The sequence below is a fragment of the Microbacterium karelineae genome, assembly GCF_009745985.1.
GTDB classification, from domain to species: Bacteria; Actinomycetota; Actinomycetes; order Actinomycetales; family Microbacteriaceae; genus Microbacterium; species Microbacterium karelineae.
The window spans coordinates 139,765-163,510 of the sequence record NZ_WFIX01000190.1; the positions used below are offsets into that span (position 1 = coordinate 139,765).

Consider the following 23,746-nt stretch of genomic DNA (forward strand, 5'->3'; position numbering starts at 1 on the left):
GCCTACCGGACGACCTCGGGGATCTCGGAGGCGTCGATCCGTCGGCCGGTGAAGAACGGCACCTCCTCGCGCACGTGGCGGCGCGCCTCCGTATAGCGCAGCTCGCGCATCATGTCGACGAGATCGGTCAGCTCATCCGACTCCATCGGGAGCATCCACTCGTAGTCGCCCAGGGCGAACGAGGCCATCGTGTTCGCGACCACGCTCGTGAATGCGGCGCCCTTGCGGCCGTGGTCGGCGAGCATCGCGCGCCGCTCGGCGTCCGGCAGCAGGTACCACTCGTAGCTGCGCACGAAGGGGTAGAGCACAAGCCAGCCGCGCGCGTGCTCACCGCGGAGGTAGCCGGGCACGTGCGCCTTGTTGAACTCGGCGTCGCGGTGCACGGCCATGCCGCTCCACGTCGGCAGCAGGTTCTCGAGCAGGCCCGTGCGGCGCAGGAGGCGCGTGGCGCGCTGCAGATCCTCGGGGACGGCACCGTGGATCCAGATCATCAGGTCGGCGTCAGCGCGCATCGCGCTCACGTCGTAGAAGCCGCGCACGGTCACTCCGTCGGCGGCCAGCTCCTCGACGACGCGCATCAGATCACTCGTGTCGTCGGTCGCGACGGGCCGTTGCGGATCACGCCGCCACACGGTCCACAGGCTGAAGTCATCGCCGGAGGGTGCTTCGAGATCGGGCATGACCCCATCATGCTCCTGACGACCCGCGAGCGCGTAATCGACGCCTGTTCAGTGGGCCTCCACAGGGTCGCCTGAATTCGTCAGTGCGACGAGTCGTGCACTGACGCGTTCTGGCGCCCCATCCGCGTCAGCGGGAGATGACGCGGGCGATGCCCCAGACCGCGGATCCGACCGCGGCGGCGCCGATGATGATGCCGGCGAGCGCCGCGGCGGGCTTCTCCGCGGCGACGGCCTGCGCCTTCCGCACGGCACGGTCCGCCGCCTCGCCGATGCGCTTGGGGTAGTTCGCCTTGATCTCGATCGCGGCGAGCGCGGCCTTCAGCTCGGCGCGTGCCAACTGGACCGGGTCGTCGATCCCGCTCGGGACGATGGTCGGCGACGGCTCAGAACTCATCCGCGAACTCCTTCACGATCGCCGCATCGGCCTTCGCCGCGGCACCGGGGCTCTCGAGCTTCATGATCGCGCGCACGTGGCGCACATATGCCCACAGCCCGCACATCGCGATCATGACGACGCCGATGCCGAGAACGATGAGCGCGGACGCCCAGAGCGGCATCCACAGAGCGAGCAGGATGATCAGGAAGGCGAGGAACGCGGGGATCGTCCAGAACAGGAAGAACAGCGCCGCGATGGCGAAGATCGCCGTCCAGCCGCCGTGCTTGACGAGCTGACCGACGTACTTCTTGACGGCGGCGAGCTCCGCCTTGACGAGATTCGTGACGAGGTCGGGGACGTCGCCGATCAGGGTGAGCAGGCCGTCATCGGCGCGGTCGCGCAGCGGCGAGGACGTCGTGGAGCGGGCCATCAGCCGGCGGCCTTCTTGACATCATCGGCGGCGTCCGCCGCCTCGCGGGTCGCGGCGTCGACCTTGTCGCCCGCCGTGCCCTTCGTCTCGCTGACGGTCTGAACGACCTTCACGAGGCCGGCCCATGCGACGCGGGGCACGGCCATCGCGCTCGTCTGCGCGAAGTCCTTGACCTTGCCGACCTGCGCCTGCACCGGGTCGAGCTCCCACACCTTCTCGGCCTGCTTCTTGATCTGCTCGTAGCGTGCGCGGCCGGCGCGCGTGCCGAGCACGTAGCCGACGCCCAGGCCGATGACCAGCCCGATCTTTCCTCGCATGGGAACCCCTCCGTGACTTCGATGAGCTGCAGCCCGTTCTACGTTAGGGGATGCATTCCGAAACGGGAATCTTGAGGATTCAGTGTTCCGGATCGAACAGCACCTCGCGACGGACGCGATCCGCCTCGGAGACGGCGTCGGGCACGACCTGTGCGAGGCCCGTCCCGGACAGCCACGCCCCGACGACGCCGACGCGCGGCACTCCCCTGACGGCCGCCCGCGCGGCGCGCGTCGCCTCGGCCTGGCCGATCGTCGCCGCCGGCTGCGACTGCGCGAACCTCTCGACGCGATGACCGCGCAGCCGCTCCCGCGACAGCGAGACGCCGAGCATCGCGGACGCCTCGTCGAGCGCGAGGCCCGCCGCCTCGGCGTCGCTCATCCCGTCGGTCGCGGGGCCCTCGTCGGCGCTCCCGAACGACACCCGCAGGGCGTGCACGCCCGGATCCGCCTGCTCGGCGACCCAGCCCCACTTCGCCGTCGAGTGCGTGAGCGCCTTCGCGCGATGGGATCCGGGCACCGTGAGAACGCCCGTGCCGCGCGGCTTCGCGTCGAGGGCCGGGCACGCCACGACGAGCGTGACGACCGTGACGACGGGGCCGGGCGCCGGCGGATCCGCATCGAGCGCGTCGGCATGCTCCGCGAGCAGCCCGCGCGCAGCGCCCTCCTCGGTCGCGACGATGACGCCGTCCGCGTCGATCGGATCCACGTCGTCGCCGGCGAGGAGGACCCGCCAGGATCCGTCGTCCGTGCGCTCGAGGCCGATCGTGGGCGCCGCGGTGCGGACCTCGCCTCCCCTGCCCTCGATGGCGGCGACGAGCGCGTCGACGAGGCGGCCCATGCCGCCGCGGATCCCCCGCACGGCGCCCCCGGGCGCGCTCCTCCGTTCCGCGGCGAGCGCCAGCACGGCCCCCTGGAGAGAACCGGCCCGCGTGATCGCGGCGTTGAGGCCGGGCGCCGCGAGGTCGGGATCGATGTGAGCGGGCGACGACGAGTAGACCCCCGTCGTGACAGGGGCCACGAGGCGGTCGAGCACGCGACGCCCCATGCGGCCTGCGACGAGGTCGCCGAGCGAGCGCGTGTGCCCGATGGTCAGGACGGGGCGGATCCGGTCGAGGTAGGCGCGCCAGGCGCCGCGCCAGCCGATGACGCGGCGCACATCGTCGGCGAAGGGGTTCCCGGGGATCCCGAGCACGCCGCCCGTGGGGATCGGCGCCGCCCCGACGCCCGGGAGCCCTGAGATCCACGCACCGCCCGCGCCGGTTCCCGGATCCACGACCTCGCCCGACAGCTCGAGCTCGCCGAGGATCCGCTCGACGTGACCGCCGCGCGTCGCGAAGCTCTCGGCACCGAGGTCGAGGGCGAGCCCCGCCACCTCCGCCGAGCGGATCGCGCCGCCGGGTCGCTCCGCCGCGTCCAGCACCGTGACGCGGATCCCGAGCTTCGCGACCTCGAGGGCGGCGACGAGGCCGCCGATGCCGGCGCCGACCACGACGATGTGTCGGCCGACCGCGCGCTCGTGCAGCTCGGCGAGGTCGAAGGGTGCGTCGCCCGGCACGGATCCGCTCACAGCGAGTGGACGAGCTCGACGATGCGCGTGAGGACGGTCGGATCCGTCTCGGGCGGGACGCCGTGGCCGAGGTTCACGATGTGCGCGCGCGCCGCGCGACCGGCCTCGACGACCTCGCGCACGTGCTGCTCGAGCACGGGCCACGGCGCCTGCAGCATGGCCGGGTCGATGTTGCCCTGCAGCGTCGTGTCGGGGCCGACGATCCGCGCCGCCTCGTCGAGCGGCATGCGCCAGTCGACGCCCACGCCGTCGGCGGATCCGTCGAGGCGCATGTCGTCGAGGAACGGGCCCGTGCCGACGCCGAAGTGGATCCGGGGAACGGCGTGGACGGTGTCGAGCACCGCCTTCGAGTGCGGCGCGACGAACGCGCGGTAGTCGGACGGCGCGAGGGAGCCGGCCCACGAGTCGAACAGCTGCACGGCCGAGGCGCCCGCCTCGATCTGTGCGGCGAGGAACGTCGCCGAGATCTCGGCCAGCCACCCCGCGAGGCGGTGCCACGCGTCGGGATCCGCGTGCATCATGGCCCGGGCGCGCATGTGCTCCTTCGACGGGCCGCCCTCGACGAGATAGGCCGCGAGGGTGAACGGGGCGCCCGCGAAGCCGACGAGCGGGATCCCCTGCGGGTTCAGCTCCTGGGTCGTGAGGCGCACGGCCTCGCGGATCGGATCCGCCTTCGCGGCGATCTCGGCGGCCGGGATGCTCGTCACGCGCGCGACGTCATCGGCGGTGCGCACGGGATCCGCGAACACGGGGCCGCGCCCGGGTGCGATCTCGACCTCGACGCCGGCGAGCTTGAGGGGCACGACGATGTCACTGAAGAAGACACCCGCGTCGACGCCGTGTCGGCGCACGGGCTGCAGCGTGATCTCGGCCGCCATCTCGGGATCCAGGCAGGCGTCGAGCATCTTCGTGCCGACGCGCAGGTCGCGATACTCCGGGAGGGAGCGGCCGGCCTGGCGCATGAACCAGATCGGGGCGGTCGCGGGGCGGTCGCCGCGCAGGGCGGAGACGAGGGGGGCATCGAGGAGGGCCATGGTGCCATCCTCCCACCCCCTCCCGGGGAGTTCCGTGGCGCTACGCAGGCCGGGCGGCGCCGTGCTCGCCCTCTTTCGCCGCGTCGTCGTCTCCCGACAGCCAGCGCATCCAGCGCGCCGATGGATCCGACTCGAGCACGACCGCGCGCACGAGCAGCGTGAGCGGGACGGCGAGGATCGCGCCGAGCGGGCCGATGACGAACGTCCAGAACACGACCGAGAAGAAGCTCAGCGTGAGCGTCAGCCCGACGGCGTCGCTGACGAACTTCGGCTGGATGAGGACCTGCAGAGTGACGTTCGCCACGATGTACACCGCGACGACGATGAGCGCCGTGACCCAGTCGTTGGTGACGAGGGCGAGCACCGCGGGCGGCACGAGGCCGAGGACGAAGCCGATGTTCGGCACGAAGTTCGTGACGAACGAGAGGATCGCCCAGACGATCGGCGCCGGCACGTCGAGCAGGTACAGGGCGATGCCGTCGACGACGGCGACGATGAGGCCGAACGAGGCGTTCACGACGAAGTACCGTCGCACCCCCGCGCAGTAGTCCCGCATGCGGGCGAGGACGGGGCGGGCGCTCGGGCCGAAGGCTCGCTCCGCCCGCGCGTATCGCGCCGAGTCGACCCCCATGAAGATCACGTAGGCGAGGACGAAGAAGAACATCATGAGGACGCTCATCGCGCTGCCCGACAGCGATGTCACGGTGCTCACGATCGTCGAGGAGCTGAAGATCGACGACAGCTGGCTGCCGATCGTCGCGTTCACGCCGAGATCCTCGAGCCAGGCGTAGACGTCCTGCGTCATCCGGGTGAAGTCGGGGATCAGATCCGTGACGAGGCGGATGAACTCCATGATCGCGAACGTCATCAGCAGCGCGAGCACGGCGAGGACGACGTACGCGAGCAGGATCACGCCCGTCGTGCCGACCCATCGCGGCGCCCCGGCGCGCACGATGGTCGGGCCGATCGGGTAGCAGATGATCACGATCACCGCGGCGAGCGCGAGAGGTCCGAAGATGTCGCGCGCCAGCCACAGGCCACCGAGCACGGCGACGGCCGCGGCGAGGACCACGAGGATCCGGATGGTGGGAGGGATGGCGGCGATGCGGCGGGGCGCGCGATCGGTGCTCATCAGGCCAATCTATGCCCGCGGAAACGCGCGCCGGGAGAGGGTTATCCCGAGCAGTTCCTGCGAGTTAGGCTGCCCTTGCTTCTCTGGAATCATTCAGAACTGGCTTCGACAGCCTGTAGAATGCTTGATCGTGCTGCTGTGTGTGTCCGCGAGTCATAAGACGGCGCCGTTCGAGCTCCTCGAACGGCTGAGCGCGCACGCCGCCCCCCTGTCGCCCCTCATCTCCGGCGGCGAGCCCGAGATCGCGGGCGCCGTGGTCCTCTCGACCTGCAACCGCTTCGAGGCATACCTCGACGTCGACCTGCCCGCCGGCGCGAGCCGCTCGGCCGCCCTCACCGCCACGCGCGACGCCCTCGAGCGAGCCACCGGGGTGGGGCGCGACGAGCTCTCGGGCGCCTACGAGGTGAAACAGGGCGTAAAGGTCGCCGAGCACCTGTTCTCGGTCGCCTCCGGCCTCGAGTCGGTCGTCGTCGGCGAGGGCGAGATCGGCGGCCAGGTGCGCCGCGCGCTCGACGAGGCGCGTGCCCATGGGACGACCACGAGCGAACTCGAGCGCCTCTTCCAGCGCGCGACCGAGACGCAGAAGAGCGTCAAGAACACGACGGCCCTGGGCCGCGCCGGCCGCTCGCTCGTGCGCCTCGCGCTCGACCTCGCCGACAGCCGCATCGCCGACTGGTCCGAGATCGACGTCCTGCTCGTCGGCACGGGCGCCTACGCCGCCGCGACGCTCGCCGCGCTGCGTGACCACGGGGTGCGCTCGGTGACGGTGCACTCGCCGTCGGGCCGCACGCAGTTCGCCCACAAGCACGGCCTGCGCCAGGTGACCGGCGACGAGTTCGCTCACGCCGCCGCCCGCGTCGACATGGTCATCACCTGCTCGTCGGGCGAGGAGCCCGTGCTGACCGCCGACATCCTCCGCCGCGGCGGCTTCGACGGCAGCGCCTTCGTCATCGACCTCGGCCTGCCGCGCAACGTCGATCCCGATGTGGGCGGCGTGCACGGCATCACGCTGCTCGACCTCGAGACCATCCGCCTGCACGCGCCGCTCGAGGAGCTGCAGGCGACCGACGCCGCGCGCGAGATCGTTCAGGACGCCGCCGCGAAGTTCGCGCAGGTCGGGCGCCAGCAGACCGCCCAGCCCGCCGTCGTCGCACTGCGCAAGCACGTCTTCGGCGTGCTCGAGAGCGAGATCGCGCGCGGCCGCAACCGCGAAGGCGCCGAGCAGATCGAGCAGGCGCTGCGTCACTTCACCGGCATGCTCCTGCACACCCCGACGGTGCGCGCCCAGGAGGCAGCCGTCGACGGCCGCGCCGACGAGGTGTTCGACGCGATCGAGACCCTCTTCGGCATCGACGCCCGCCCGCACTTCGTGGCGGCCGAGCCGCCCGCCGAGTGCCCCGCGAGCGCCGACTACCGCGCCAGCTGACGCGGCGGCTCCTCACGTGGCGCCTCCCCGCGCGGCAGTTGGCGCCTGCACGACGGGACCCACGCCGCCGCGAGGCTCGACCCGGTCCCCGACATGACCACGCCAGTTCTCTGCGGAGAAGCCCGTGGAACCGATCGCTCGGGTGCTGACACGCAGAATCGGCGTCGTCGTGCAGGGCTCGGCGCGTAGGCTCGACGGGTGACCACCCTCGCGATCGTGCTGACGGGCGGGCGGTCCTCCCGCATGGGCGGGCGGCACAAGCCCGCGATCCCCGTCGGCGGCCGCACCATCGTCGACCGCGTCATCGCGGCGGTGCGCGGCGCCGATTCCACATCCGAGATCGTCATCGCGGGATCCGCAGAGGGCGTCGGCGACACGACCTCGCGAGAGGACGGGATCCGAGTCGCCCGCGAGGACCCGCCTTTCAGCGGGCCGCTGGCCGGCGTCGCCGCGGGACTCGCGGCCGTGCCGCCGGCTCGGTCCCGAACCGTGCTGATCCTCGGCGGCGACATGCCGCATCTCGACGCCGCGTTCCTCCGCGCGCTCACAGAGCAGGCCGCCGAGGGTGCGATCGCGATCGCACGGGATGAGACCGGGCGGGACCAGTTCCTCTGCGCCGCCTGGCCGGAGCGAGTGCTTCGCCGTCGCATCTCGGAACTGGATGCCGTCGCCGACGCACCGCTGCGGTCGCTCTACGACCACGTCCGCACGTCCCCCTCCGTCGCTCCTGCGGGTTCGCTCCGCGACGTCGACTCCCCCGGGGACCTCGAGGCGCTCTGACGGCGCGGTCACTCCGTCGGCACGGCGACGATCGGATCCGTCGTCGGCGCGCCCGTCGGGGAACCGCCGGACTGCTCGATCGTCACCGCCACCACGTCGCCCGGCTCGAGCGTGCCGTCCAGCAGGACCGGATCGTCGGTGCCGCCATCGAAGACGCCCGCGGAGATCGGCGCCTCGTCCCGCACGAACCAGAGCTCGTACTGTTGCCCCGCCGCGAGGGGAGGCACGTCCTCGGCGATGACGACCGCCTCGCGGACATCGTGCGACCAGTGGATCTCCAGAGTTCCGCCGTCGGCGAGCGGCTCAGCGACCGTACGCGTGTCCTCGGCGCTCTCGATGCTGTCGAGCGCCACGACGGCCTCCGGACGGTTCAGGAGCTGTGTCGCCACGACGGCGCCGGCGCCGACCGCGGCGACCAGCACGACCGACGCGGCGAGCGCGAGGACCCGGCGTCGGAGGCGACGGCGCGCCTGCCTTTGGGTGGTGCGCTCCTCGAGCGGATCCGCGTCGTCCTCCTCGCGCCCGAGCGTCACAGGATCCCGAGAGATCTGCGCGAGCAGTTCGTCCCGGATGCCCGGCGGCGGCGCGACCTCCGGTGTCGCCTCCGCGAGCGCGGCGGCGACCCCCTCGTCGCGCACTGCTCGATCGCGCAGCTCGGGATGAGCCGCGAGCTCCGTTTCCAGCTCGCGCTCCTCCTCCGGACTGAGCGCGTGGAGCGCATGGCCTGCGAGCAGCTCGTCGAGATGCTTCTCGTTCATGCCATGACTCCCATCTTCGTCCGCAGTCTCGACAATCCATCACGCATTCTCGTCTTCACCGTGCCGAGCGGCGCTCCGGTCAGGGCGGCGATCTCCCGCTGCGAGTAGCCCCCGTAGTACGCCAGTGTCAGCGCCTCCCGCTGGTTGTCAGGCAGCTGCCCGAGAGCCTCCACCACTCGGCGCCCCTCGAGCCGCAGCTCCACGTCCTCGGCGACCACGTCGTACGCCACTCCGATGTCACGGATCCCGGCGCGCACGTCGCGATCCGTGCCGGCCTGCGCGGATCTCACTCGGTCCACGGCGCGGCGATGGGTGATCGTCAGCACCCAGGCCCTTCCCTGTCCTTTCTTCGGAGAGAACTGCGAAGCGGATTGCCAGATCTCGAGGAAGACCTCCTGCAGCACCTCCTCGCTCTGCGCTCGATCGACGAGCACGCGCAAGATCAAGCCGAACATGCGCGGCGAGAGGAGGTCGTAGAGCCGGGCAAACGCGCCCTGGTCCCCGTCGGCGATCCGAAGCAGGAGCCGATCGATGTCGTTGGGACGTTCACCTGAGTGCTCGTCCACGTCCAGACCGTCGATCACCATGACCACAAGCATGCCGCACCAGCGCACACGATGCGTCTCGAGATTGTTCTCAGAACTTCCCATCCGATGCCGCGCCCGTTCCGAATACGTCGTGAAAGCACCCCGATGCTTCGCCGCAGGCACGCATCAGATCAAGAGGAGAAGGCAATGATCACGAAGAAGTCCACACTCACAGGTATGGCGGTTCTCTCGCTCGTCGCGCTCACCGGCCTGACCGGCTGCACCAGCGGCGCGGCACCCGAGGAGGACGGGGAGACCGGGTCGTCGACCGAGCAGAGCGCTCCGGCCGAGACGCAGGACGACGAGATGGACAGCGGCATGGAGGACCCGGCCGCGAATCTCGTCGGGCCGGGCTGCGCCGACTACGCCGATGCCGTTCCGGACGGCGCCGGGTCGATCACGGGCATGTCCGCCGATCCCGTCGCCGTCGCCGCCTCCAACAACCCGCTGCTGACGACCCTCGTCTCCGCCGTCTCGGGAGAACTGAACCCCGACGTCGATCTCGTCGACACCCTCAACGGCGACGAGTTCACCGTGTTCGCGCCGGTGGACGACGCGTTCGCCCAGATCGATCAGGAGACGATCGACACCCTCAGCCAGGATGCCGACCTGCTCACGTCGATCCTGACCTATCACGTGGTCCCAGGCCAGATCTCCCCAAGCGACATCGCGGGCACCCACACGACGGTCGAGGGTTCGGACGTCGAGGTCACTGGCTCCGGCGACGAGATCATGGTCGACGACGCGAACGTGATCTGCGGTGGCGTCCAGACCGCCAACGCGACCGTGTACCTCGTCGACGCAGTGCTGATGCCGGGGGCGTGACACCAGACGACCGAGAGATCCCGGTCGCGCCCGCGGACGTCAACGGACGACCGCGGGCGCGACCGCGTGTGCGAAACCGAGGCCGTTCGGCGAACATGGACGCATGGCCCTCACGATCACCTCCGACCCCGCGAGCGACGAGCTGCTCAGCGAGGACCCGCTCGCCCTCCTCATCGGCATGCTGCTCGACCAGCAGGTGGCGATGGAGACGGCGTTCGCGGGCCCCGAGAAGATCCGCGCGCGGACCGGATCCGTCGCTGCGGCCGACATCGCCGGGTACGATCCCGACGAACTCGTCGAGGTGTTCCGCCAGACGCCGGCCGTGCACCGATACCCCGGCTCGATGGCGGGCCGCGTGCAGAAGGTGTGCCAGGAGATCGTCGCGGAGTGGGGCGGCGACGCGGCCGCGATCTGGACCGAGGGGGATCCGTCGGGCGCCGAGGTCCTGAAGCGCCTGAAGAAGCTGCCCGGCTTCGGCGAGCAGAAGGCGAAGATCTTCCTCGCCCTGCTCGGCAAGCAGGTCGGCTTCGGCGGATCCGGCTGGCGCGAGGCCGCGGCGCCCTACGGCGAGGACGGATCCTTCATGTCGGTCGCCGATATCAGCGGTCCGGAATCGCTCGCGAAGGTCCGCGAGACGAAGAAGGCGATGAAGGCCGCGGCGAAGGCGACGACATAGGCGATCCAGGCCGGAGGCCCTGGCTCCCGAGTGCCTCCGCGCCCTCTCTCGCGCTCAGAGGGGCACATACGCACTCGCGAAGAGGCACACTCGAATCATGAGCGAGATCGACGACTACATCGCGAACGTCACGCCGACGAAGCGGCGACGCGACGCCGAGACTCTCCTGCCGCTGATGACCGAAGTGACCGGTGAGGATCCCGAGCTGAGCGGATCCATCATCGGCTACGGCAGCTATCACTACCGGTACGCGTCAGGACGCGAGGGCGACGCACCCGCTGCGGGTTTCGCCCCGCGCAGGGCCGCGACGACCATCTACCTGATGGATGGTATCGGGGCGCACGCGGAGGAGCTCGCCGCCCTCGGCCCGCACACGACGGGCGCCGGCTGTCTGTACATCAAGGATCTCGCGGCCTGCGATCTCGACGTGCTGCGCCGGATCATCGCTCGGTCGTATCGGACCCTGACGTCCGGTGTGTTCGGGAACCGCGCCCGCGACAGCGGATGATGACGTCGACGGCGGCGGCCGCACCGATCCCGAGTGCGTAGAACACCAGGTCCGACGCCGAGAACACCGTTCCGAACACGAGCATGAGCGGACGGAACGCCGCGCCCCACTGCGCGGGTAGGCCCGTCACCTGGAAGAGCTCGATCGCGACGCACCACGCGACGGCGACGGATCCGGATCGCCACGATGGCCATCGGGGCGCGAGGAACGCGACGAGAAGATGGATCAGCGCCGCGTAGAGGGCGTCGCCCGCCGCGTCGCTCGCGAAGCCGTCGGGCGCGAAGGTGTGCACGGACAGGCCGGCGGCGATCACGACGACCGCGGCGACGGCGAGGACGAGACGGCGCATCGGGCGAGACTATGCGGCGGGGCCGGGAAAGCGCCCACCGCGTGATCCCGATCGACGGAGTTCCGCCCGAACACCGGACCGGATCGGCCGTTCGGATCCGCGGAATCGGCGATTCTCCGGCGGTCCGGTCGAGTCGTGCGGACGGGTGTGGTGGTGTCGGCCTCGAGCGCATCGGCGCGATGCCCGTTGCCGATCATCGCGATGCGGTTCACGATGAGGGAGCACGTGCACATCGCGATCAGAACAGGATGAGGGATCATGGGGATCACGTTCAGCGACATCACGGTCTCGGCCGACGGCTTCGCGACAGGGCTGGGCCAGCGCGAGGAGGCGCCGTTCGGCGACATCGACGAGACCTGGCTGCACGGGTGGATGTTCGACGCCCCCGACGAGAACCGCGCCGAGATCGATGCGATCGTCGACGCCGGCGCGACGATCATGGGACGCAACATGTTCGGCCCCGTGCGCGGCGAGTGGGACCGCGACTGGCGCGGCTGGTGGGGCCCGAATCCGCCATATCACAACCCCGTCTTCGTCCTCACGCACTTCCCCCACGAGCCGATCGAGATGGAGGGCGGAACCACGTTCCATTTCGTGACCGAGGGGATCCATGCGGCCTTCGCACGCGCGAAGAACGCCGCCGGGGAGCGGAACATCTCGATCGCGGGCGGCCCGACCACGGTCAACCAGTTCCTCGCCGCCGACCTCATCGACGAACTGCGCCTGCACGTGACGCCGTGCATCATCGGCGCCGGCGAGCGGATCTTCGACGGCGTCCCGCCGCAGCAGATGGAGCGCGCCTCCGTCCGCGCCACCTCCCTCGTGACGCATATGACCTACCGCCCCGCGCGGTGATGACGAGGACAGATGCACGACGACGCCAACTCTGTGAGACACGTTCGCCGGAACCGCGGAATCTCGCGGAAGCGTAGTGTCCGGCACACAGAATTGGCGTCGTTGTGCACTCGGCGGCGGGGAACGACGAGGCGGGCGGCCCCCGAAGGAGCCGCCCGCCTCACGTACTCGCCTACGCGCCGCGGAGGCGCTCGGCGAGGTAGCCGTAGAGCCCCTCGAGCGGGACGCGCTCCTGGCCCATCGTGTCGCGGTCGCGCACTGTGACGGCGTCGTCGTCGAGGCTGTCGAAGTCGACCGTGATGCACAGGGGCGTGCCGATCTCGTCCTGCCGGCGGTAGCGGCGGCCGATCGCGCCGGCGTCATCGAAGTCGACGTTCCAGGATCCGCGAAGATCGTCGGCCACCTTGCGCGCCAACGGCGAGAGCTTCTCGTTGCGGCTCAACGGCAGCACGGCGATCTTGACGGGTGCGAGGCGCGGGTCGAGCTTGAGCACGGTGCGGGTGTCGGTGCCGCCCTTCGCGTTCGGCACCTCCTCCTCGGCGTACGCGTCGACGAGGAACGCCATCATCGCGCGGGTGAGACCGAACGACGGCTCGATGACGTAGGGCACGTACTTCTCGCCGGATGCCTGGTCGAAGAAGTGCAGGTTGGCGCCCGACTTCTCGATGTGGTTGTTCAGGTCGAAGTCGGTGCGGTTGGCGATGCCCATGAGCTCGCCCCAGCCCTTGCCCTGGAAGCCGAAGTTGTACTCGACGTCGATCGTGCGGTCGGAGTAGTGGGCGCGCTCGCCGTCGGGCACGTCGAAGCGGCGCATGTTGTCGGGGTTCACGCCGAGGTCGATGAACCAGTTCCAGCACGCCTCGACCCAGTCATCGAACCACTTCGGCGCGTCGTCGGGGGCCGTGAAGAACTCGATCTCCATCTGCTCGAACTCTCGCGTGCGGAAGATGAAGTTGCCGGGCGTGATCTCGTTGCGGAACGCTTTGCCGACCTGGCCGATGCCGAACGGCGGCTTCTTGCGCGCCGCGGTGACGACGTTCGCGAAGTTCGTGAAGATGCCCTGCGCCGTCTCGGGGCGCAGGTAGTGCAGGCCCGACTCGTCGTCGACGACGCCGAGGTAGCTCTTGACGAGGCCGGAGAACGACTTGGGCTCGGTCCACCTGCCGCGGGTGCCGCAGTCGGGGCAGGCGATGTCGGCGAGACCGTTCTCGGGTTCGCGGCCCTTCTTCTCCTGGAACGCCTCGATCAGGTGGTCCTCGCGGTGGCGCTTGTGGCACTGCAGGCATTCCACGAGGGGATCCGTGAACGTCGCGACGTGGCCCGACGCCTCCCACACCTTGCTGGGCAGGATGATCGAGCTGTCGAGGCCGACCATGTCGCCGCGGCCGCGCACGAACGTCTGCCACCACTGGCGACGGATGTTCTCCTTCAGCTCGGTGCCGAGGGGGCCGTAGTCCCAAGCCGACCGGGATCCGCCGTAGATCTCACCCGCTTGGAACACGAACCCGCGGTGGCGGGCGAGGGCGATCACTTTGTCGAGGCGGGACTGCTCGGCCACGGTGGCTCCAATGGTCGTTCGGGGATGCTCGCGCGGCCAGAGCGGCCTGCGCCGATGCCACAATCCTAATCGCGACGGCTGTGCGGCAGACCCCGCCATCATCCATCGTCGCGCGCACACCACCACGCGTCCCCTCGCCATGGCTCATGTGATCGCCTCGCGCGCCGCGGCCGCGGCCCGCTCGAGCCAGGCCGGGGTCTGGCCGGGGCGCTGCGGCGGGACGAGCCGGCCCGCCTGGGAGTCGTCGACGAGCTGCCGGGTGCGGCGTTCGCGCGTCGCATCCTGCTTCGCCGACATGATCCAGTGCCGCACCGCCTTGCGATAGCCCGGCGTCGCGGCCTCGAGGAAGGCGACAGTGCCGGGGGAGTCGTCGACGATCGCCTGCAGCGCAGTGCTCAGATCGGCCTCGGGGTTCTCGAACGAGTAGGTGCCGGTGCGCTCATCGGAACGCCGCTCGAACGCCGCGATGCCCGCGGGATGCATGCGCCCCTCCGCGAGCAGCCGCTCGACGTGCGCGACGTTGACCTTCGACCAGGTGCTGCGGGCTTTCCGCGGCGTCCACCGCTGCCGCCGCGAATCGTCGTCGATCGGCTGCGAGACCGAATCGATCCACCCGAAGCACAGGGCCTCGGGCACCGCGTCGGCCCAGGTGAGGCCGCGGTCGGGCACGTGCGCGCGGCGGAGGCCCATCCACAGATCGGTCGCGGTGTCGTGGTTCCGTTCGAGCCAGGATCGGAACTCCGCGGCGTCGCGGAAGAACATCACCGGCCTGTCGTCGGTTCCGTCCGGGGTTCCGGGCTGCGGGGTCGTCATGGAACGAGCCAGGCACGGACGTCCGACACGCGAACAGCCCCTGTCGGATGTCGGGGGTCGATGCCAGCATGATGACCATGTCTCAACCAGCCCCGTCCGTCGGTCTCGTCTTCCGCCCCGATTCCCCGCCCGAACTCCTCCCGGCCGTCGCGCGCGACCTCGATGCCGCGAGCGTCGGCGAGCTGTGGCTGTGGGAGGACTGCTTCTTCGAGGGCGGCCTGACGAGCGCGACCGCGGCGCTGCTCTCGTCCGAGCGACTGACGGTCGGCATCGGGCTGCTCCCGGTCCCACTGCGCAATCCCGCCCTGGCGGCGATGGAGATCGCCACGCTCGAACGGCTCTCCCCCGGTCGCTTCGTCGCCGGATTCGGGCACGGCGTGCTCGACTGGATGGGGCAGGTCGGCGCGCGCGTCGCCTCTCCCCTGACGCTGCTGCGCGAGTACGTGACGGCGGTGCGGGCCCTGCTCGCGGGCGAGACCGTCGACGTCGACGGCCGCTACGTGAAGCTCGCGGGCGTCGCCCTCGACTGGCCGCCCGCCGCGGCCCCCGAGATCACGATCGGCGCGACCCGCCCGAAGACGCTGCGGCTCGCGGGAGAGCTCGGCGACAGTGTGCTGCTCGACGACGCCAACGACGCGGCCGCGGTGCGCGCCGCGCGCGGGATCGTCGACGAGGGGCGCGAGGCATCCGGGCGCCCCGGCCGCACGCAGCTGCGCGTGTTCACCGAGATCGACCCGCGCGGATCCGGCCTCGCCGAACGACTGTCCGATCGCGTCGCCGAGCTTCGGGGCGCGGGCGCGGACTCGGTCGCGATCCAGGCGCCGAAGGACGCACCCGACCCGCGCGCCTTCCTCGAGGCGCTGTCCGGCTGATGCCGTTCAGCGGCGCGCGCACGACGCGAAGAGGCTCCGCGCCCGCCGCCCCGCTTCCCGCCAGGAGTGCTCTCACTCGATGACGAACCCCGCCATCGGATCCGCACGAACCGGTACGAGATCTCGCGGCCGTCCCGCAGGGGATCCGTCCGGACACATCGCCGGAGAGGCGACGACGGTCAGCCGACGATCTCCTCGAGGATCCCGACCGCCGCGCCGAGCCCGTCCTCGCCGCGGATGCCTTCCCCGACGGCGCCCGCGCGGCGCGCGTAGGACGGTGCGCCGACGAGCTGCGCCAGACGCTCGGCCAGGCCGTGCTCGAGGCGCGCCGGCGCGAGCGGCTTCGGCCCCGCGCCGAGCGCGTGCACGCGGTTCCCCCAGAACGGCTGGTCGCCGAGGAACGGCACGACGAGGCTCGGCCGCCCGGCGCGCAGCCCGGCCGCCGTCGAGCCCGCCCCGCCGTGATGCACGACGGCCGCGCAGCGCGGGAACAGCGCGTCGTGCGGGGCGCCGTCGATGACCAGCACGTCGTCGCTCGCCGCGGACCCGGCGGCGATCCCACCCCATCCCGTCGCGACGACTCCCCGCAGCCCCGTCTGCGCGAACGCGCCGAGGACCGCGGCGCGGCGACGCTCGGCGCCCCTCCCGAAGCCCATGGATCCGAACCCCACGTACACGGGCGGCTCCCCCGCGTCGAGGAAGTCGGCGAGCGCCGGATCCAGCCGCTCGTCACGATCGAGGAACCAATAGCCCGTCACGTGCGCGGTCGGCGGATAGTCGTTCGGCACCGGCACGACGTGCCGGCTGTATGGGTAGAGCACCTGCACAGGCGACCCATCGGGGTTCGCCAGCGGATCGTCGAAGCGCCCGACCCTCCCCGTCAGGCCGAGCTGTGCGCGGAAGTCGTTGATCATGCGGCCGTAGGCGAGCGTCGGGAAGCGGCCGAGGGCGTAGGTGGCGCGGTTCCCGCGAGCGCCGAAGGAGACGCCGCCGAAGAACGGGACGGGATGCGCCGCCGTCGGCGTGTAGAACGGCAACGGGATCGACAGCACTCCGGGCACCCCGAGCGCCTCCGCGAGGTGCGGGCCGCCCAGGCACTTCGGGTGATACACGATGACGTCCACGGCGAACGCCTCCGCTGCGCGCCGCGTCTCGTCGAGGTGCCCGCGCATCGCCTCGCGCATGACGCCGAGCGTCTTCAGCGCGTCGCGCGGCCCCGACAGATCGGGAAGCACCTCCTGCACGAGGCGCAGCATCTCGGATCCGGCGGGGACGACATCGATGGATCTGGCCCCCGGCGGCGGCACGAGATCCCCCAGCCCCTCCGGGATCGCGAGCGTCACGTCGTGCCGAGCCCGCGACAGTGCTCCGGCGAGCGCCGCATACGGCTGGATGTCGCCGCGCGTGCCGAACGTCATGACGAGAGCGCGCATGGCGCGAGCGTACGACCGGATGCGCCTCAGCGCCAGGGCGCCGCGCGGTCCTCCTCCGTGAGCGGACGCAGCGCAGCAGGCGGCGGCCACGACAGCTCGATCAGTTCGTACGGCACGTCGATCGCGCCGAAGTCATCGGTCTTCACCGTCACGCGCCCCGGAGAACCATCCGGCGCATCAGGCCGGAACTCGACGAGCCGAACGCGCACGGCGCGACCGCCGCGCTCGAGGATCCACGGCTCGGCCATCCACGCGAGGCTCGCGTCCTCGAGCGCGTCCTCGGCGACATCCCAGTCGGCGGGGTCCGCCACCGCCTGAGCGAACAGGGACATCGCCTGCCACGCGTCTCCGATCGGGCGGATCCACCCGACGAGTTCGCCGTCGGACGCCCGCCGATGCGGGATCCAGTCGTCGCCGATCGTCGCCATGAATTCAGGGTATGCCGGGCCGCGCGGAATACGACGGGTGTCGCTCACGTTGACTAGCCTCTGATGGTGAGCGACGACGAGAATCCCCGGCGGAACCTCTCGCGTCGTGCACCCGGTTGGGCCGTCGTCGCCGCGCTCGCATTCGCGGGCCTCAGCTCGGCGTTCATGTTCACGCTCGTGGTGCCGCTGCAGTCCGAGCTGCCGATCCTCCTCGACGCCTCCCGCGAGGACACGTCCTGGGTCGTGACGATCACGCTGCTCGTCGCGGCCGTCGCGACTCCCATCTCGGGGCGCCTCGGCGACATGTACGGCAAGCGCCGCGTGATCCTCTTCCTGCTCCTCGCCCTGATCATCGGATCCCTCGTGGCGGCGGTGTCGCACTCGATCGTCGGCGTCATCATCGGCCGCGGCCTGCAGGGGATCACGACGGGCGTCATCCCTCTCGGGATCGCCGTCATGCGCGATGTGCTCCCGCCGGCGCGGCTCGGCACAGCCGTCGCGTTCATGAGCGCCACGATGGGCGTCGGCGGCGCCGTCGGCATGCCCGTCGCCGCGTTCGTCGCCGAGAACTACGACTGGCACGCGCTGTTCTGGATGTCACTCGCCCTCGGCGTCATCGGACTCGCCGCGATCTGGAGCATCGTGCCGGAGGACACGCTCCTGTCGCCCGGCCGGCTCGACGTGCTCGGGGCGCTGGGGCTCGCCGTCGGGCTCGCGGGCCTGCTGCTCTACGTGTCACAGGGATCCGCCTGGGGCTGGGGATCCCCGCTGTCGATCGGATCCGTCACGCTCGGCGTCGTGGCGCTGCTCGCGTGGGGCGCGTATCAGCTGCGCACCCGCGAGCCGCTCGTCGATCTGCGTGTCGCCGCGCGCCCCGCCGTTCTGATGACCAACCTCGCCGCCATCGGCATGGGATTCGCCCTGTTCGGCTCGAACGTGTCGTTCCCGCAGCTGCTCGAGCTGCCCGCCGAGACGGGCGTCGGCTTCGGCCTCACGATGATGCAGGCCGCGCTGTGCATCATGCCGTCGGGCCTCATCATGATGCTGCTGTCGCCGCTGTCGGGCCGGCTCGAGAAGCTGTTCGGCCCACGGCCGCTCTTCACGATCGGATCCGCGTCGATCGTCGTCGCCTACGCGTTCGTGCTGCTGTGGTCGAGCGAGGTGTGGCACATCGTCGTCGCCAACTGCATCATCGGCGTCGGGATCGCATTCTCGTTCGCCGCGATGCCGATGATCATCATGCGCGCCGTTCCCAGCAACGAGACGGGCGTCTCGAACGGGCTGAACGCGCTGTTCCGATCCGTCGGGACCTCGAGCGCGTCGGCCGTGATGGGAGGGGTCCTCGCCGCCATGAGCATTCCCGCCGGGGATGTCGCGATCCCGACCTCCGCCGCGTTCGCGACGTGCTTCTGGATCGCGATCGCGGCCGCCGTCGTGGCGACCGTGCTGACGCTCTTCATCCCCCGCTCGACGCCCGACGCCGAGCGCGCGGCGATCCCGCCGCGCGGCTGACGGCCGGCTCGCCTCAGAACGTCAGCGATCGGGATCCGTCACGACTGGACGAACAGGTACCCGCGCTCGGCGTCGAAGCCCGCGATCGCGAGGCCCCGGTTCGTGAGGACGGCCATCTCGCGGCGCAGCGTCATGCGCCACTCGTGCGCCTCGTCCGGCGCATCGGCGCGCATCTGCTCGACGTCTCGGGGGATCTCGAGCGTCGCCGCGATCTCTCCCGCGGCCGGGGGCTTCGCGATGTCGGCGAGCGCCCACTTCACGTCGAGGCGATCGCTCTCGTCGCCCGCGTCGCCGCCGCCGAAGATCCCGTACTGGTTCACGGCGTAGCCGGTGACGCGCGCGCCGAGGACCGTGAGGAAGAAGTGCGCGTTCCGGGCGACGAGCGGATCGAAGGTCCACGTGACGTTGCCCACCCCCCGCGACAGCGCCCACTGGCGCTGGTGCTCCTTGAGCTCGCGACCCCAGCCGCGCCCGCGGAACTCCGGCAGCAGCGCCGTGATGTGCGAGTGCATCGACCGCGTCGACGGTTCACCGAAGAACGCCACGGACGCGCCGACCATGCGGCCCTCATCGAAGAACCCGACAGCGTAGTTGCCCGACTGCTGCAGGGCGCGCAGGGTGCCGGCGTCCACGACGCGCTCGGGGCCGCGAATCGCGTCGAGCACCCCCTGTGCCTCGAGGATCAGTTCGACGGTGTCCAGATCGCGGATCTCACGCATGCTCACCAGCGTATGCCCCCGCCGGGCGGGTTCGCGCCAGGCGAGCGCGCGAGCGTCGGCGCGATCCATCGGACACGACGCGGGCATCGGGGTGGCCGGCCCTGCGCGCCCCGGATCACGGCGTGTCGCTCTCGCGGGCGCCGATCGCTCCGACGCTCGCGCACTGGCCGTGCGATCGATCCGACGCCCGCGCAGCGGGCGCCGACGTCAGTCGGATCCGTAGACCTCCTGCGCGATGCGGAAGGCGGTGTTCGCATCCGGGACCCCGCAGTAGATCGCCGACTGGAGGATGACCTCCTTGACCTCGTCGACCGTGAGCCCGTTGCGCAGGGCCGCGCGGAGGTGCATCGCGAGCTCCTCGTGATGTCCGCGGGCGATGAGCGCCGTGATCACCGCGATCGAGCGCGAGCGCCGGTCGAGGCCGGGCCGCGTCCAGATCTCGCCCCACGCATACCGCGAGATGAAGTCCTGGAACTCCTCGGTCATCTCGGTCCGGTTCGCCGTCGCGCGGTCGACGTGCGCATCGCTCAGCACCTCCCGGCGCACGACCATGCCGTTGTCGTAGCGCTCGCCGTCGGTGATCCCCTCACCCCGCGGGCGGCTCATCGCGCATTCCCCTCGAAGAAGGCGAGCAGCTCGGCGGCGACCTCGTCTGGCTTCTCTGCAGTCGGGAGGTGCGCGGCATCGGCGATCCCGACGAGCCGCGCGCCCGGGACGGTCGTGGCGATCTCCTCCGCGTTCGCGCGCGGGGTCGCCTGGTCCTCCTCGCCGTAGACGACGAGCAGGGGCACCGTCACGGATCCCAGCTCCTCCCGCACATCGAAGTCCGCGAGGGCCTCGCAGCATGCCGCGTAGCCCTCGTCGGATGCGTCGGCGAGCGTGTGCAGGAGGCGGCCCGTGATGTCGGGCCGCGCCGCGATGGATCCCGGCGCGAACCAGCGCTCGGCCGAGGATCCGATCAGCACCGACGTGCCCTGCGCGCGGACCTTCGCGGCGCGCTCGTGCCAGGCATCGGCGCCGGCGGCGAAGTTCGCCGCCGTGCAGATGACGGCGGCGGCTCGCAGGAGTTCGCCGTGACGGATCGCGAGCGCCTGCGTGACGGCGCCGCCGAGCGAGACGCCCGCGGCGAGGACGGGCCCGCCGAAGGAGCGGATCGCCTCGGCGAGCGCGTCGGCGATCTCCTCGACCGTGAAGGGATCCGCGGGCGGGCCGGAGGCGCCGTGCCCCGGCAGGTCCCACGTCGCGACGCGGTAGGTGCGGGAGAGGGCAGGGATCACGTCCTCCCACAGCACGGCGCTCGCGGTGCCGAGGGACGGGCCGAGCAGTACGACGGGCGCGCCGTCGGCGCCGGCCGGTTCTGTGACGGCGAGGTCAGGAACGGTCACGATGCTCCTTCTGGTCGGTGAAGAGGCCGGCGAGGCCGAGGTACTGCGACGGGTCGAGCAGCTCCGGATCCACGAGGCTCGCGAGACCCGCGCCGCCTGTGACCCGGGCGACGATCTCGGCGGCGCGCTCCCGGCCGAGGACGGCGCCGAGCCGCTCGGAGACGATGAGCCCGCCGGTCGCCGTCAGGTTGCGGGCGACGGCGTCGCGGTCGACGCGGAGGCCCTCCGCGAGGTCGGCGGCGTGGGATCCGGCGCCCAGCGCGAGGCGCAGCAGCTCGCGCAGGGCGGGCCACTCGGCGTGCCAGGCGCCGTCGGGACGTTCGTCGGCCGCGAGTGCCGACGCGAGGTGCAGGGTCGCGGCGAGCTGGGGCGCGCGCAGCGCGGCGGAGCGGATCAGCACGCTGCGCGCGGGGTTCCGCTTCTGCGGCATCGCGCTGGATCCGCCGCCCGTGGGTTCGGCGAGCTCGCCGATCTCGGTGCGGGAGGCGGTCGCGACATCGGTCGCGATCTTGCCGAGGGCGTCGATCGCCTGCGCGAGGGCGTCGCCGAGCTCTGTGACGGGCCACCGCTGCGTGTGCCAGGGCGCGTCGAGGTGCCGCAGGCCGGCCGCGGCGGCATACCCGCGACGGATCCCCTGCACCCGCTCCAACACAACGCAGTCGATCTGGGCGGTATCCGGCCCGGCGGCGGCGCGTCGGCCCTCGTCGCCGCCGTCCTGACTGCGTTGTGTTGGAGCGGACGCCCGCACGACCTCGGCCATCGCGGCCATCGTGCCGGCGGCGCCGCCGAGCTGGGCGGGGAGCTCCAGGCCGTCGAGCCGTGCGAGCGCCCGGTCGACGCCGCGGCGCCAGTTCGCGGCCCGCAGCCCGATCGTCGTCGGAACGGCGTGCTGGGTGAGCGTGCGCCCGGCGGCGACGAGGTCGCGGTTGTCGTCCGCGAACGCCTCGAGGGCGGCGGAGACGCGGGCGAGGTCGGCGCGGATCCGGCCGACCGCGTCGCGCGCCACGATCATGAGCGCCGTGTCGAGGATGTCCTGGCTCGTGGCTCCCCGATGGATCCACGGACGCACCTCCTCGTCGGCGCCGGCGCGCAGCTGCGCGATGAGAGGGATGACGGGGTTGCCGCCCGCGACGGCGTCGCGCGCGAGCGCGGCGGCATCGAGTGCGACCGATCGCAGGCGCTCGCCCGCGACCCCCTCGGGGGCCACGCCCTCCGCGACGAGCGCGTCGATGAGAGCCGCCTCCGCCCCCACGAGCGCGGCGAGGATCGCGGCATCCGACACGGCCTGATCCCGCCCGGCGGAGACGGGCGAGATCAGGCCGAGGTCGAACGACGCGTCAGTAGGCAAGGAAGACGGTCTCCTTCTCGCCCTGCAGGCGGAAGCTGTGCTCGAGGTATCCGGCAGCCGTGCGCGTCGCGACGAGCGTCGCGCGCTCGTCGTCGGACAGCGAGTCGAGGAGCGAGTCCGTCTTCCCGTCGGCGATCGCCTCGGGGAGGTAGATGCGCGAGTGCAGCTTGTTCGGCAGGCCACGCGCGTAGACGATGGCGGCGAAGAACGGCGGCTTGCCGTCGTCGGTCGCGCCCGGGTTGCGGGTCCAGAACTCGTAGTGGCCTTCGTCGTTCGTGAAGGTGCGGCCGAACCCCGTGAAGGAGTGTCCGTCGCGCGTCAGCGTGCCGCGGTCGCGTGGAACGGATCCGTCGGTGTCGGCGCCGAAGATCTCGATGATCGCGTCGGGGATCGGGTGGCCGTTGCCGTCGAGCACCTGACCGCCGAGCACGATGGCGCCGGGGCTGTGCGGGAAGGCGACCTCGTTCATGCGCTCGAACTCCACGCCGAACTTGAAGAAGGGGCCGACGGTCTGGCCCGCCGTGGGCTCCAGGGTCTTCTCGCTCATCAGTGCTCCCCCTCCTCGGATTCGGTCCAGGTGGCGTCGGGTCCGTCTACGACGATGTCCCACCGGTAGCCCATCGAGAACTCGGGCACCGTCAGGTCGTGATCGTACGCGGCGATGAGCCGGTCGCGGTCCTTCTGGTCACGGATCGTGTTGTAGATCGGGTCGAGCGGGAACAGCGGATCCCCGGGGAAGTACGTCTGGGTGACGATGCGCTGCGTGAAGGCGGACCCGAAGATCGAGAAGTGGATGTGCGCGGGACGCCACGCGTTGACGTGGTTCTTCCACGGGTAGGCGCCCGGCTTGATCGTCGTGAACTTGTAGAAGCCGTTGTCGTCGGTGATGACGCGGCCGGCGCCCGTGAAGTTCGGGTCGAGCGGCGCGGGGTGCTGGTCGCGCTGGTGGATGTAGCGCCCGGCGGCGTTGGCCTGCCACAGCTCGACGAGCTGATTGGCGACGGGGCGCCCCCAGCTGTCCTTCACATAGCCCTCGATGGTCATGCGCTCGCCCTGCGGCTCGCCCGTGTGCTGGAGCGTGAGGTCGCTCTCGATCGCGGCGACGTCGCGCTGGCCGAACGCCGGGCTCCACAGTTCGATCGTCTCGGGGTCGACGAGACGCGGGTTCTTCGTCGGGTGGCGGAGGATGCTCGAGCGGTACGGAGGGAAGTCCGTCATCGTCTTCGGCAGGTCCTCGCCGTTCGCGACGCGCTCGGCGTACTGCGCGTGGAGATCCTGGATCTCCTTGGTCATCTCGGCCTGCGTGATCTGGTCTGGCGCGGCGAGCAGGGATTCGGGTGCGGCGGCGCCCGGCTTGTCTGTCATATGCGTCTCCTTC

General features: G+C 71.1%; 28 protein-coding genes. 8 read left to right on the forward strand and 20 right to left on the reverse strand.

Features of this window, described 5'->3' with window-relative positions:
* Positions 1–2: 2 nt before the first annotated feature.
* From hemQ to GB932_RS13810, 7 genes are all read right to left on the reverse strand, one after another.
* Positions 3–680, reverse strand: a complete 678-nt coding sequence (gene hemQ, locus GB932_RS13780; RefSeq protein ID WP_156761271.1) for a hydrogen peroxide-dependent heme synthase — start codon at positions 678–680, stop codon at positions 3–5.
* Between the two features lie 127 nt (positions 681–807).
* Positions 808–1,074 carry a hypothetical protein gene (locus GB932_RS13785; RefSeq protein ID WP_156761272.1) on the reverse strand — a complete coding sequence of 89 codons (267 nt, stop codon included), beginning with the start codon at positions 1,072–1,074 and terminating at the stop codon, positions 808–810.
* On the reverse strand, positions 1,064–1,486 hold the full coding sequence (locus GB932_RS13790) for a phage holin family protein (RefSeq protein WP_156761273.1): 423 nt from the start codon (positions 1,484–1,486) through the stop codon (positions 1,064–1,066). Before GB932_RS13790 ends, GB932_RS13785 begins: the two co-directional genes overlap by 11 nt.
* Entirely contained in the window at positions 1,486–1,803 is a 318-nt protein-coding gene (locus GB932_RS13795; RefSeq protein WP_156761274.1) for a hypothetical protein, read from the reverse strand. The genes GB932_RS13790 and GB932_RS13795 overlap by 1 nt, the downstream gene beginning before the upstream one ends.
* 79 nt (positions 1,804–1,882) lie before the next feature.
* The gene (locus GB932_RS13800) at positions 1,883–3,370 is read right to left on the reverse strand and encodes a protoporphyrinogen/coproporphyrinogen oxidase (protein WP_231916205.1); all 1,488 of its coding nucleotides are present in this window, start codon (positions 3,368–3,370) and stop codon (positions 1,883–1,885) included.
* Positions 3,367–4,404, reverse strand: a complete 1,038-nt coding sequence (gene hemE / locus GB932_RS13805; RefSeq protein WP_156761276.1) for a uroporphyrinogen decarboxylase — start codon at positions 4,402–4,404, stop codon at positions 3,367–3,369. The genes GB932_RS13800 and hemE overlap by 4 nt, the downstream gene beginning before the upstream one ends.
* 40 nt (positions 4,405–4,444) lie before the next feature.
* The gene (locus tag GB932_RS13810) at positions 4,445–5,536 is read right to left on the reverse strand and encodes an AI-2E family transporter (protein WP_156761277.1); all 1,092 of its coding nucleotides are present in this window, start codon (positions 5,534–5,536) and stop codon (positions 4,445–4,447) included.
* Positions 5,537–5,666: 130 nt separating this feature from the next.
* Between GB932_RS13810 and GB932_RS13815 the strand changes: the two genes are divergently transcribed.
* Both GB932_RS13815 and mobA read left to right on the forward strand, forming a co-directional pair.
* Positions 5,667–6,962 carry a glutamyl-tRNA reductase gene (locus GB932_RS13815; RefSeq protein WP_156761278.1) on the forward strand — a complete coding sequence of 432 codons (1,296 nt, stop codon included), beginning with the start codon at positions 5,667–5,669 and terminating at the stop codon, positions 6,960–6,962.
* A 198-nt stretch (positions 6,963–7,160) separates the two neighbouring features.
* Positions 7,161–7,742 (forward strand): molybdenum cofactor guanylyltransferase, encoded by a 582-nt coding sequence (gene mobA / locus GB932_RS13820; protein WP_156761279.1) that lies wholly within the window; start codon positions 7,161–7,163, stop codon positions 7,740–7,742.
* A gap of 8 nt (positions 7,743–7,750) precedes the next feature.
* Here the strand turns inward: mobA and GB932_RS13825 are convergent, their stop codons facing one another.
* Entirely contained in the window at positions 7,751–8,500 is a 750-nt protein-coding gene (locus GB932_RS13825; protein ID WP_156761280.1) for an anti-sigma factor, read from the reverse strand.
* Positions 8,497–9,099, reverse strand: coding sequence for an ECF RNA polymerase sigma factor SigK (sigK, locus tag GB932_RS13830; RefSeq protein WP_197517525.1), 603 nt, complete (start codon positions 9,097–9,099; stop codon positions 8,497–8,499). Before sigK ends, GB932_RS13825 begins: the two co-directional genes overlap by 4 nt.
* Positions 9,100–9,234: 135 nt before the next feature.
* Between sigK and GB932_RS13835 the strand changes: the two genes are divergently transcribed.
* The 3 genes from GB932_RS13835 to GB932_RS13845 all read left to right on the forward strand — a co-directional run bounded on the left by GB932_RS13835 (position 9,235) and on the right by GB932_RS13845 (position 11,096).
* Positions 9,235–9,912 carry a fasciclin domain-containing protein gene (locus GB932_RS13835; protein ID WP_156761282.1) on the forward strand — a complete coding sequence of 226 codons (678 nt, stop codon included), beginning with the start codon at positions 9,235–9,237 and terminating at the stop codon, positions 9,910–9,912.
* Positions 9,913–10,015: 103 nt separating this feature from the next.
* A complete protein-coding gene (locus GB932_RS13840) occupies positions 10,016–10,588 on the forward strand; it encodes an HhH-GPD-type base excision DNA repair protein (protein ID WP_156761283.1) in 573 nt (190 codons plus the stop codon).
* A 97-nt stretch (positions 10,589–10,685) separates the two neighbouring features.
* Complete coding sequence (locus GB932_RS13845) at positions 10,686–11,096, forward strand: DUF1801 domain-containing protein (RefSeq protein WP_156761284.1); 411 nt, start codon at positions 10,686–10,688, stop codon at positions 11,094–11,096.
* On the opposite strand, the gene GB932_RS13850 is transcribed toward GB932_RS13845, so the two are convergent.
* Positions 11,029–11,445, reverse strand: a complete 417-nt coding sequence (locus tag GB932_RS13850; protein WP_156761285.1) for a ribosomal maturation YjgA family protein — start codon at positions 11,443–11,445, stop codon at positions 11,029–11,031. The two genes, GB932_RS13845 and GB932_RS13850, sit on opposite strands and share 68 nt — an antisense overlap.
* Positions 11,446–11,703: 258 nt before the next feature.
* On the opposite strand from GB932_RS13850, the gene GB932_RS13855 reads away from it, so the two are divergent.
* A complete protein-coding gene (locus GB932_RS13855) occupies positions 11,704–12,300 on the forward strand; it encodes a dihydrofolate reductase family protein (protein WP_156761286.1) in 597 nt (198 codons plus the stop codon).
* A gap of 172 nt (positions 12,301–12,472) precedes the next feature.
* Here the strand turns inward: GB932_RS13855 and GB932_RS13860 are convergent, their stop codons facing one another.
* A complete protein-coding gene (locus tag GB932_RS13860) occupies positions 12,473–13,858 on the reverse strand; it encodes a glycine--tRNA ligase (RefSeq protein ID WP_156761287.1) in 1,386 nt (461 codons plus the stop codon).
* 144 nt (positions 13,859–14,002) lie between these two features.
* The gene (locus GB932_RS13865; protein ID WP_156761288.1) at positions 14,003–14,671 is read right to left on the reverse strand and encodes a YdeI/OmpD-associated family protein; all 669 of its coding nucleotides are present in this window, start codon (positions 14,669–14,671) and stop codon (positions 14,003–14,005) included.
* 77 nt (positions 14,672–14,748) lie between these two features.
* Here GB932_RS13865 and GB932_RS13870 point away from each other — a divergent pair, with 77 nt between their 5' ends.
* Entirely contained in the window at positions 14,749–15,543 is a 795-nt protein-coding gene (locus tag GB932_RS13870) for an LLM class flavin-dependent oxidoreductase (protein ID WP_156761289.1), read from the forward strand.
* 179 nt (positions 15,544–15,722) lie between these two features.
* Here the strand turns inward: GB932_RS13870 and GB932_RS13875 are convergent, their stop codons facing one another.
* Both GB932_RS13875 and GB932_RS13880 read right to left on the reverse strand, forming a co-directional pair.
* Complete coding sequence (locus GB932_RS13875; RefSeq protein WP_156761290.1) at positions 15,723–16,976, reverse strand: glycosyltransferase; 1,254 nt, start codon at positions 16,974–16,976, stop codon at positions 15,723–15,725.
* A gap of 26 nt (positions 16,977–17,002) precedes the next feature.
* Positions 17,003–17,404, reverse strand: coding sequence for a hypothetical protein (locus tag GB932_RS13880; protein ID WP_156761291.1), 402 nt, complete (start codon positions 17,402–17,404; stop codon positions 17,003–17,005).
* Positions 17,405–17,467: 63 nt separating this feature from the next.
* On the opposite strand from GB932_RS13880, the gene GB932_RS13885 reads away from it, so the two are divergent.
* Positions 17,468–18,916, forward strand: coding sequence for an MFS transporter (locus GB932_RS13885; protein ID WP_156761292.1), 1,449 nt, complete (start codon positions 17,468–17,470; stop codon positions 18,914–18,916).
* A gap of 38 nt (positions 18,917–18,954) precedes the next feature.
* On the opposite strand, the gene GB932_RS13890 is transcribed toward GB932_RS13885, so the two are convergent.
* The 6 genes from GB932_RS13890 to pcaH form a co-directional block, all read right to left on the reverse strand.
* Complete coding sequence (locus GB932_RS13890) at positions 18,955–19,635, reverse strand: GNAT family N-acetyltransferase (RefSeq protein WP_156761293.1); 681 nt, start codon at positions 19,633–19,635, stop codon at positions 18,955–18,957.
* 207 nt (positions 19,636–19,842) lie between these two features.
* A complete protein-coding gene (pcaC, locus tag GB932_RS13895) occupies positions 19,843–20,241 on the reverse strand; it encodes a 4-carboxymuconolactone decarboxylase (RefSeq protein WP_197517493.1) in 399 nt (132 codons plus the stop codon).
* Positions 20,238–21,020, reverse strand: coding sequence for an alpha/beta fold hydrolase (locus GB932_RS13900; RefSeq protein WP_156761294.1), 783 nt, complete (start codon positions 21,018–21,020; stop codon positions 20,238–20,240). Before GB932_RS13900 ends, pcaC begins: the two co-directional genes overlap by 4 nt.
* Complete coding sequence (locus GB932_RS13905) at positions 21,007–22,368, reverse strand: lyase family protein (protein WP_156761295.1); 1,362 nt, start codon at positions 22,366–22,368, stop codon at positions 21,007–21,009. Before GB932_RS13905 ends, GB932_RS13900 begins: the two co-directional genes overlap by 14 nt.
* A complete protein-coding gene (pcaG, locus tag GB932_RS13910) occupies positions 22,358–22,915 on the reverse strand; it encodes a protocatechuate 3,4-dioxygenase subunit alpha (RefSeq protein ID WP_156761296.1) in 558 nt (185 codons plus the stop codon). The genes GB932_RS13905 and pcaG overlap by 11 nt, the downstream gene beginning before the upstream one ends.
* Positions 22,915–23,733 carry a protocatechuate 3,4-dioxygenase subunit beta gene (pcaH, locus tag GB932_RS13915; RefSeq protein ID WP_156761297.1) on the reverse strand — a complete coding sequence of 273 codons (819 nt, stop codon included), beginning with the start codon at positions 23,731–23,733 and terminating at the stop codon, positions 22,915–22,917. The genes pcaG and pcaH overlap by 1 nt, the downstream gene beginning before the upstream one ends.
* Positions 23,734–23,746 lie beyond the last annotated feature (13 nt).

Bases quoted from the DNA above. Each gene is read 5' to 3' on its own strand.
- GB932_RS13885 (WP_156761292.1), top strand. From the start codon at position 17,468: ATGGTGAGCGACGACGAGAATCCCCGGCGGAACCTCTCGCGTCGTGCA.
- GB932_RS13865 (WP_156761288.1), bottom strand. From the start codon at position 14,671: ATGACGACCCCGCAGCCCGGAACCCCGGACGGAACCGACGACAGGCCG.
- sigK (WP_197517525.1), bottom strand. From the start codon at position 9,099: ATGCTTGTGGTCATGGTGATCGACGGTCTGGACGTGGACGAGCACTCA.
- GB932_RS13880 (WP_156761291.1), bottom strand. From the start codon at position 17,404: ATGGCGACGATCGGCGACGACTGGATCCCGCATCGGCGGGCGTCCGAC.
- GB932_RS13890 (WP_156761293.1), bottom strand. From the start codon at position 19,635: ATGCGTGAGATCCGCGATCTGGACACCGTCGAACTGATCCTCGAGGCA.
- hemE (WP_156761276.1), bottom strand. From the start codon at position 4,404: ATGGCCCTCCTCGATGCCCCCCTCGTCTCCGCCCTGCGCGGCGACCGC.
- GB932_RS13790 (WP_156761273.1), bottom strand. From the start codon at position 1,486: ATGGCCCGCTCCACGACGTCCTCGCCGCTGCGCGACCGCGCCGATGAC.
- GB932_RS13835 (WP_156761282.1), top strand. From the start codon at position 9,235: ATGATCACGAAGAAGTCCACACTCACAGGTATGGCGGTTCTCTCGCTC.
- GB932_RS13855 (WP_156761286.1), top strand. From the start codon at position 11,704: ATGGGGATCACGTTCAGCGACATCACGGTCTCGGCCGACGGCTTCGCG.
- GB932_RS13795 (WP_156761274.1), bottom strand. From the start codon at position 1,803: ATGCGAGGAAAGATCGGGCTGGTCATCGGCCTGGGCGTCGGCTACGTG.
- GB932_RS13810 (WP_156761277.1), bottom strand. From the start codon at position 5,536: ATGAGCACCGATCGCGCGCCCCGCCGCATCGCCGCCATCCCTCCCACC.
- GB932_RS13845 (WP_156761284.1), top strand. From the start codon at position 10,686: ATGAGCGAGATCGACGACTACATCGCGAACGTCACGCCGACGAAGCGG.
- GB932_RS13875 (WP_156761290.1), bottom strand. From the start codon at position 16,976: ATGCGCGCTCTCGTCATGACGTTCGGCACGCGCGGCGACATCCAGCCG.
- pcaG (WP_156761296.1), bottom strand. From the start codon at position 22,915: ATGAGCGAGAAGACCCTGGAGCCCACGGCGGGCCAGACCGTCGGCCCC.
- GB932_RS13825 (WP_156761280.1), bottom strand. From the start codon at position 8,500: ATGAACGAGAAGCATCTCGACGAGCTGCTCGCAGGCCATGCGCTCCAC.
- pcaC (WP_197517493.1), bottom strand. From the start codon at position 20,241: ATGAGCCGCCCGCGGGGTGAGGGGATCACCGACGGCGAGCGCTACGAC.
- GB932_RS13785 (WP_156761272.1), bottom strand. From the start codon at position 1,074: ATGAGTTCTGAGCCGTCGCCGACCATCGTCCCGAGCGGGATCGACGAC.
- GB932_RS13840 (WP_156761283.1), top strand. From the start codon at position 10,016: ATGGCCCTCACGATCACCTCCGACCCCGCGAGCGACGAGCTGCTCAGC.
- hemQ (WP_156761271.1), bottom strand. From the start codon at position 680: ATGCCCGATCTCGAAGCACCCTCCGGCGATGACTTCAGCCTGTGGACC.
- GB932_RS13850 (WP_156761285.1), bottom strand. From the start codon at position 11,445: ATGCGCCGTCTCGTCCTCGCCGTCGCCGCGGTCGTCGTGATCGCCGCC.
- pcaH (WP_156761297.1), bottom strand. From the start codon at position 23,733: ATGACAGACAAGCCGGGCGCCGCCGCACCCGAATCCCTGCTCGCCGCG.
- GB932_RS13870 (WP_156761289.1), top strand. From the start codon at position 14,749: ATGTCTCAACCAGCCCCGTCCGTCGGTCTCGTCTTCCGCCCCGATTCC.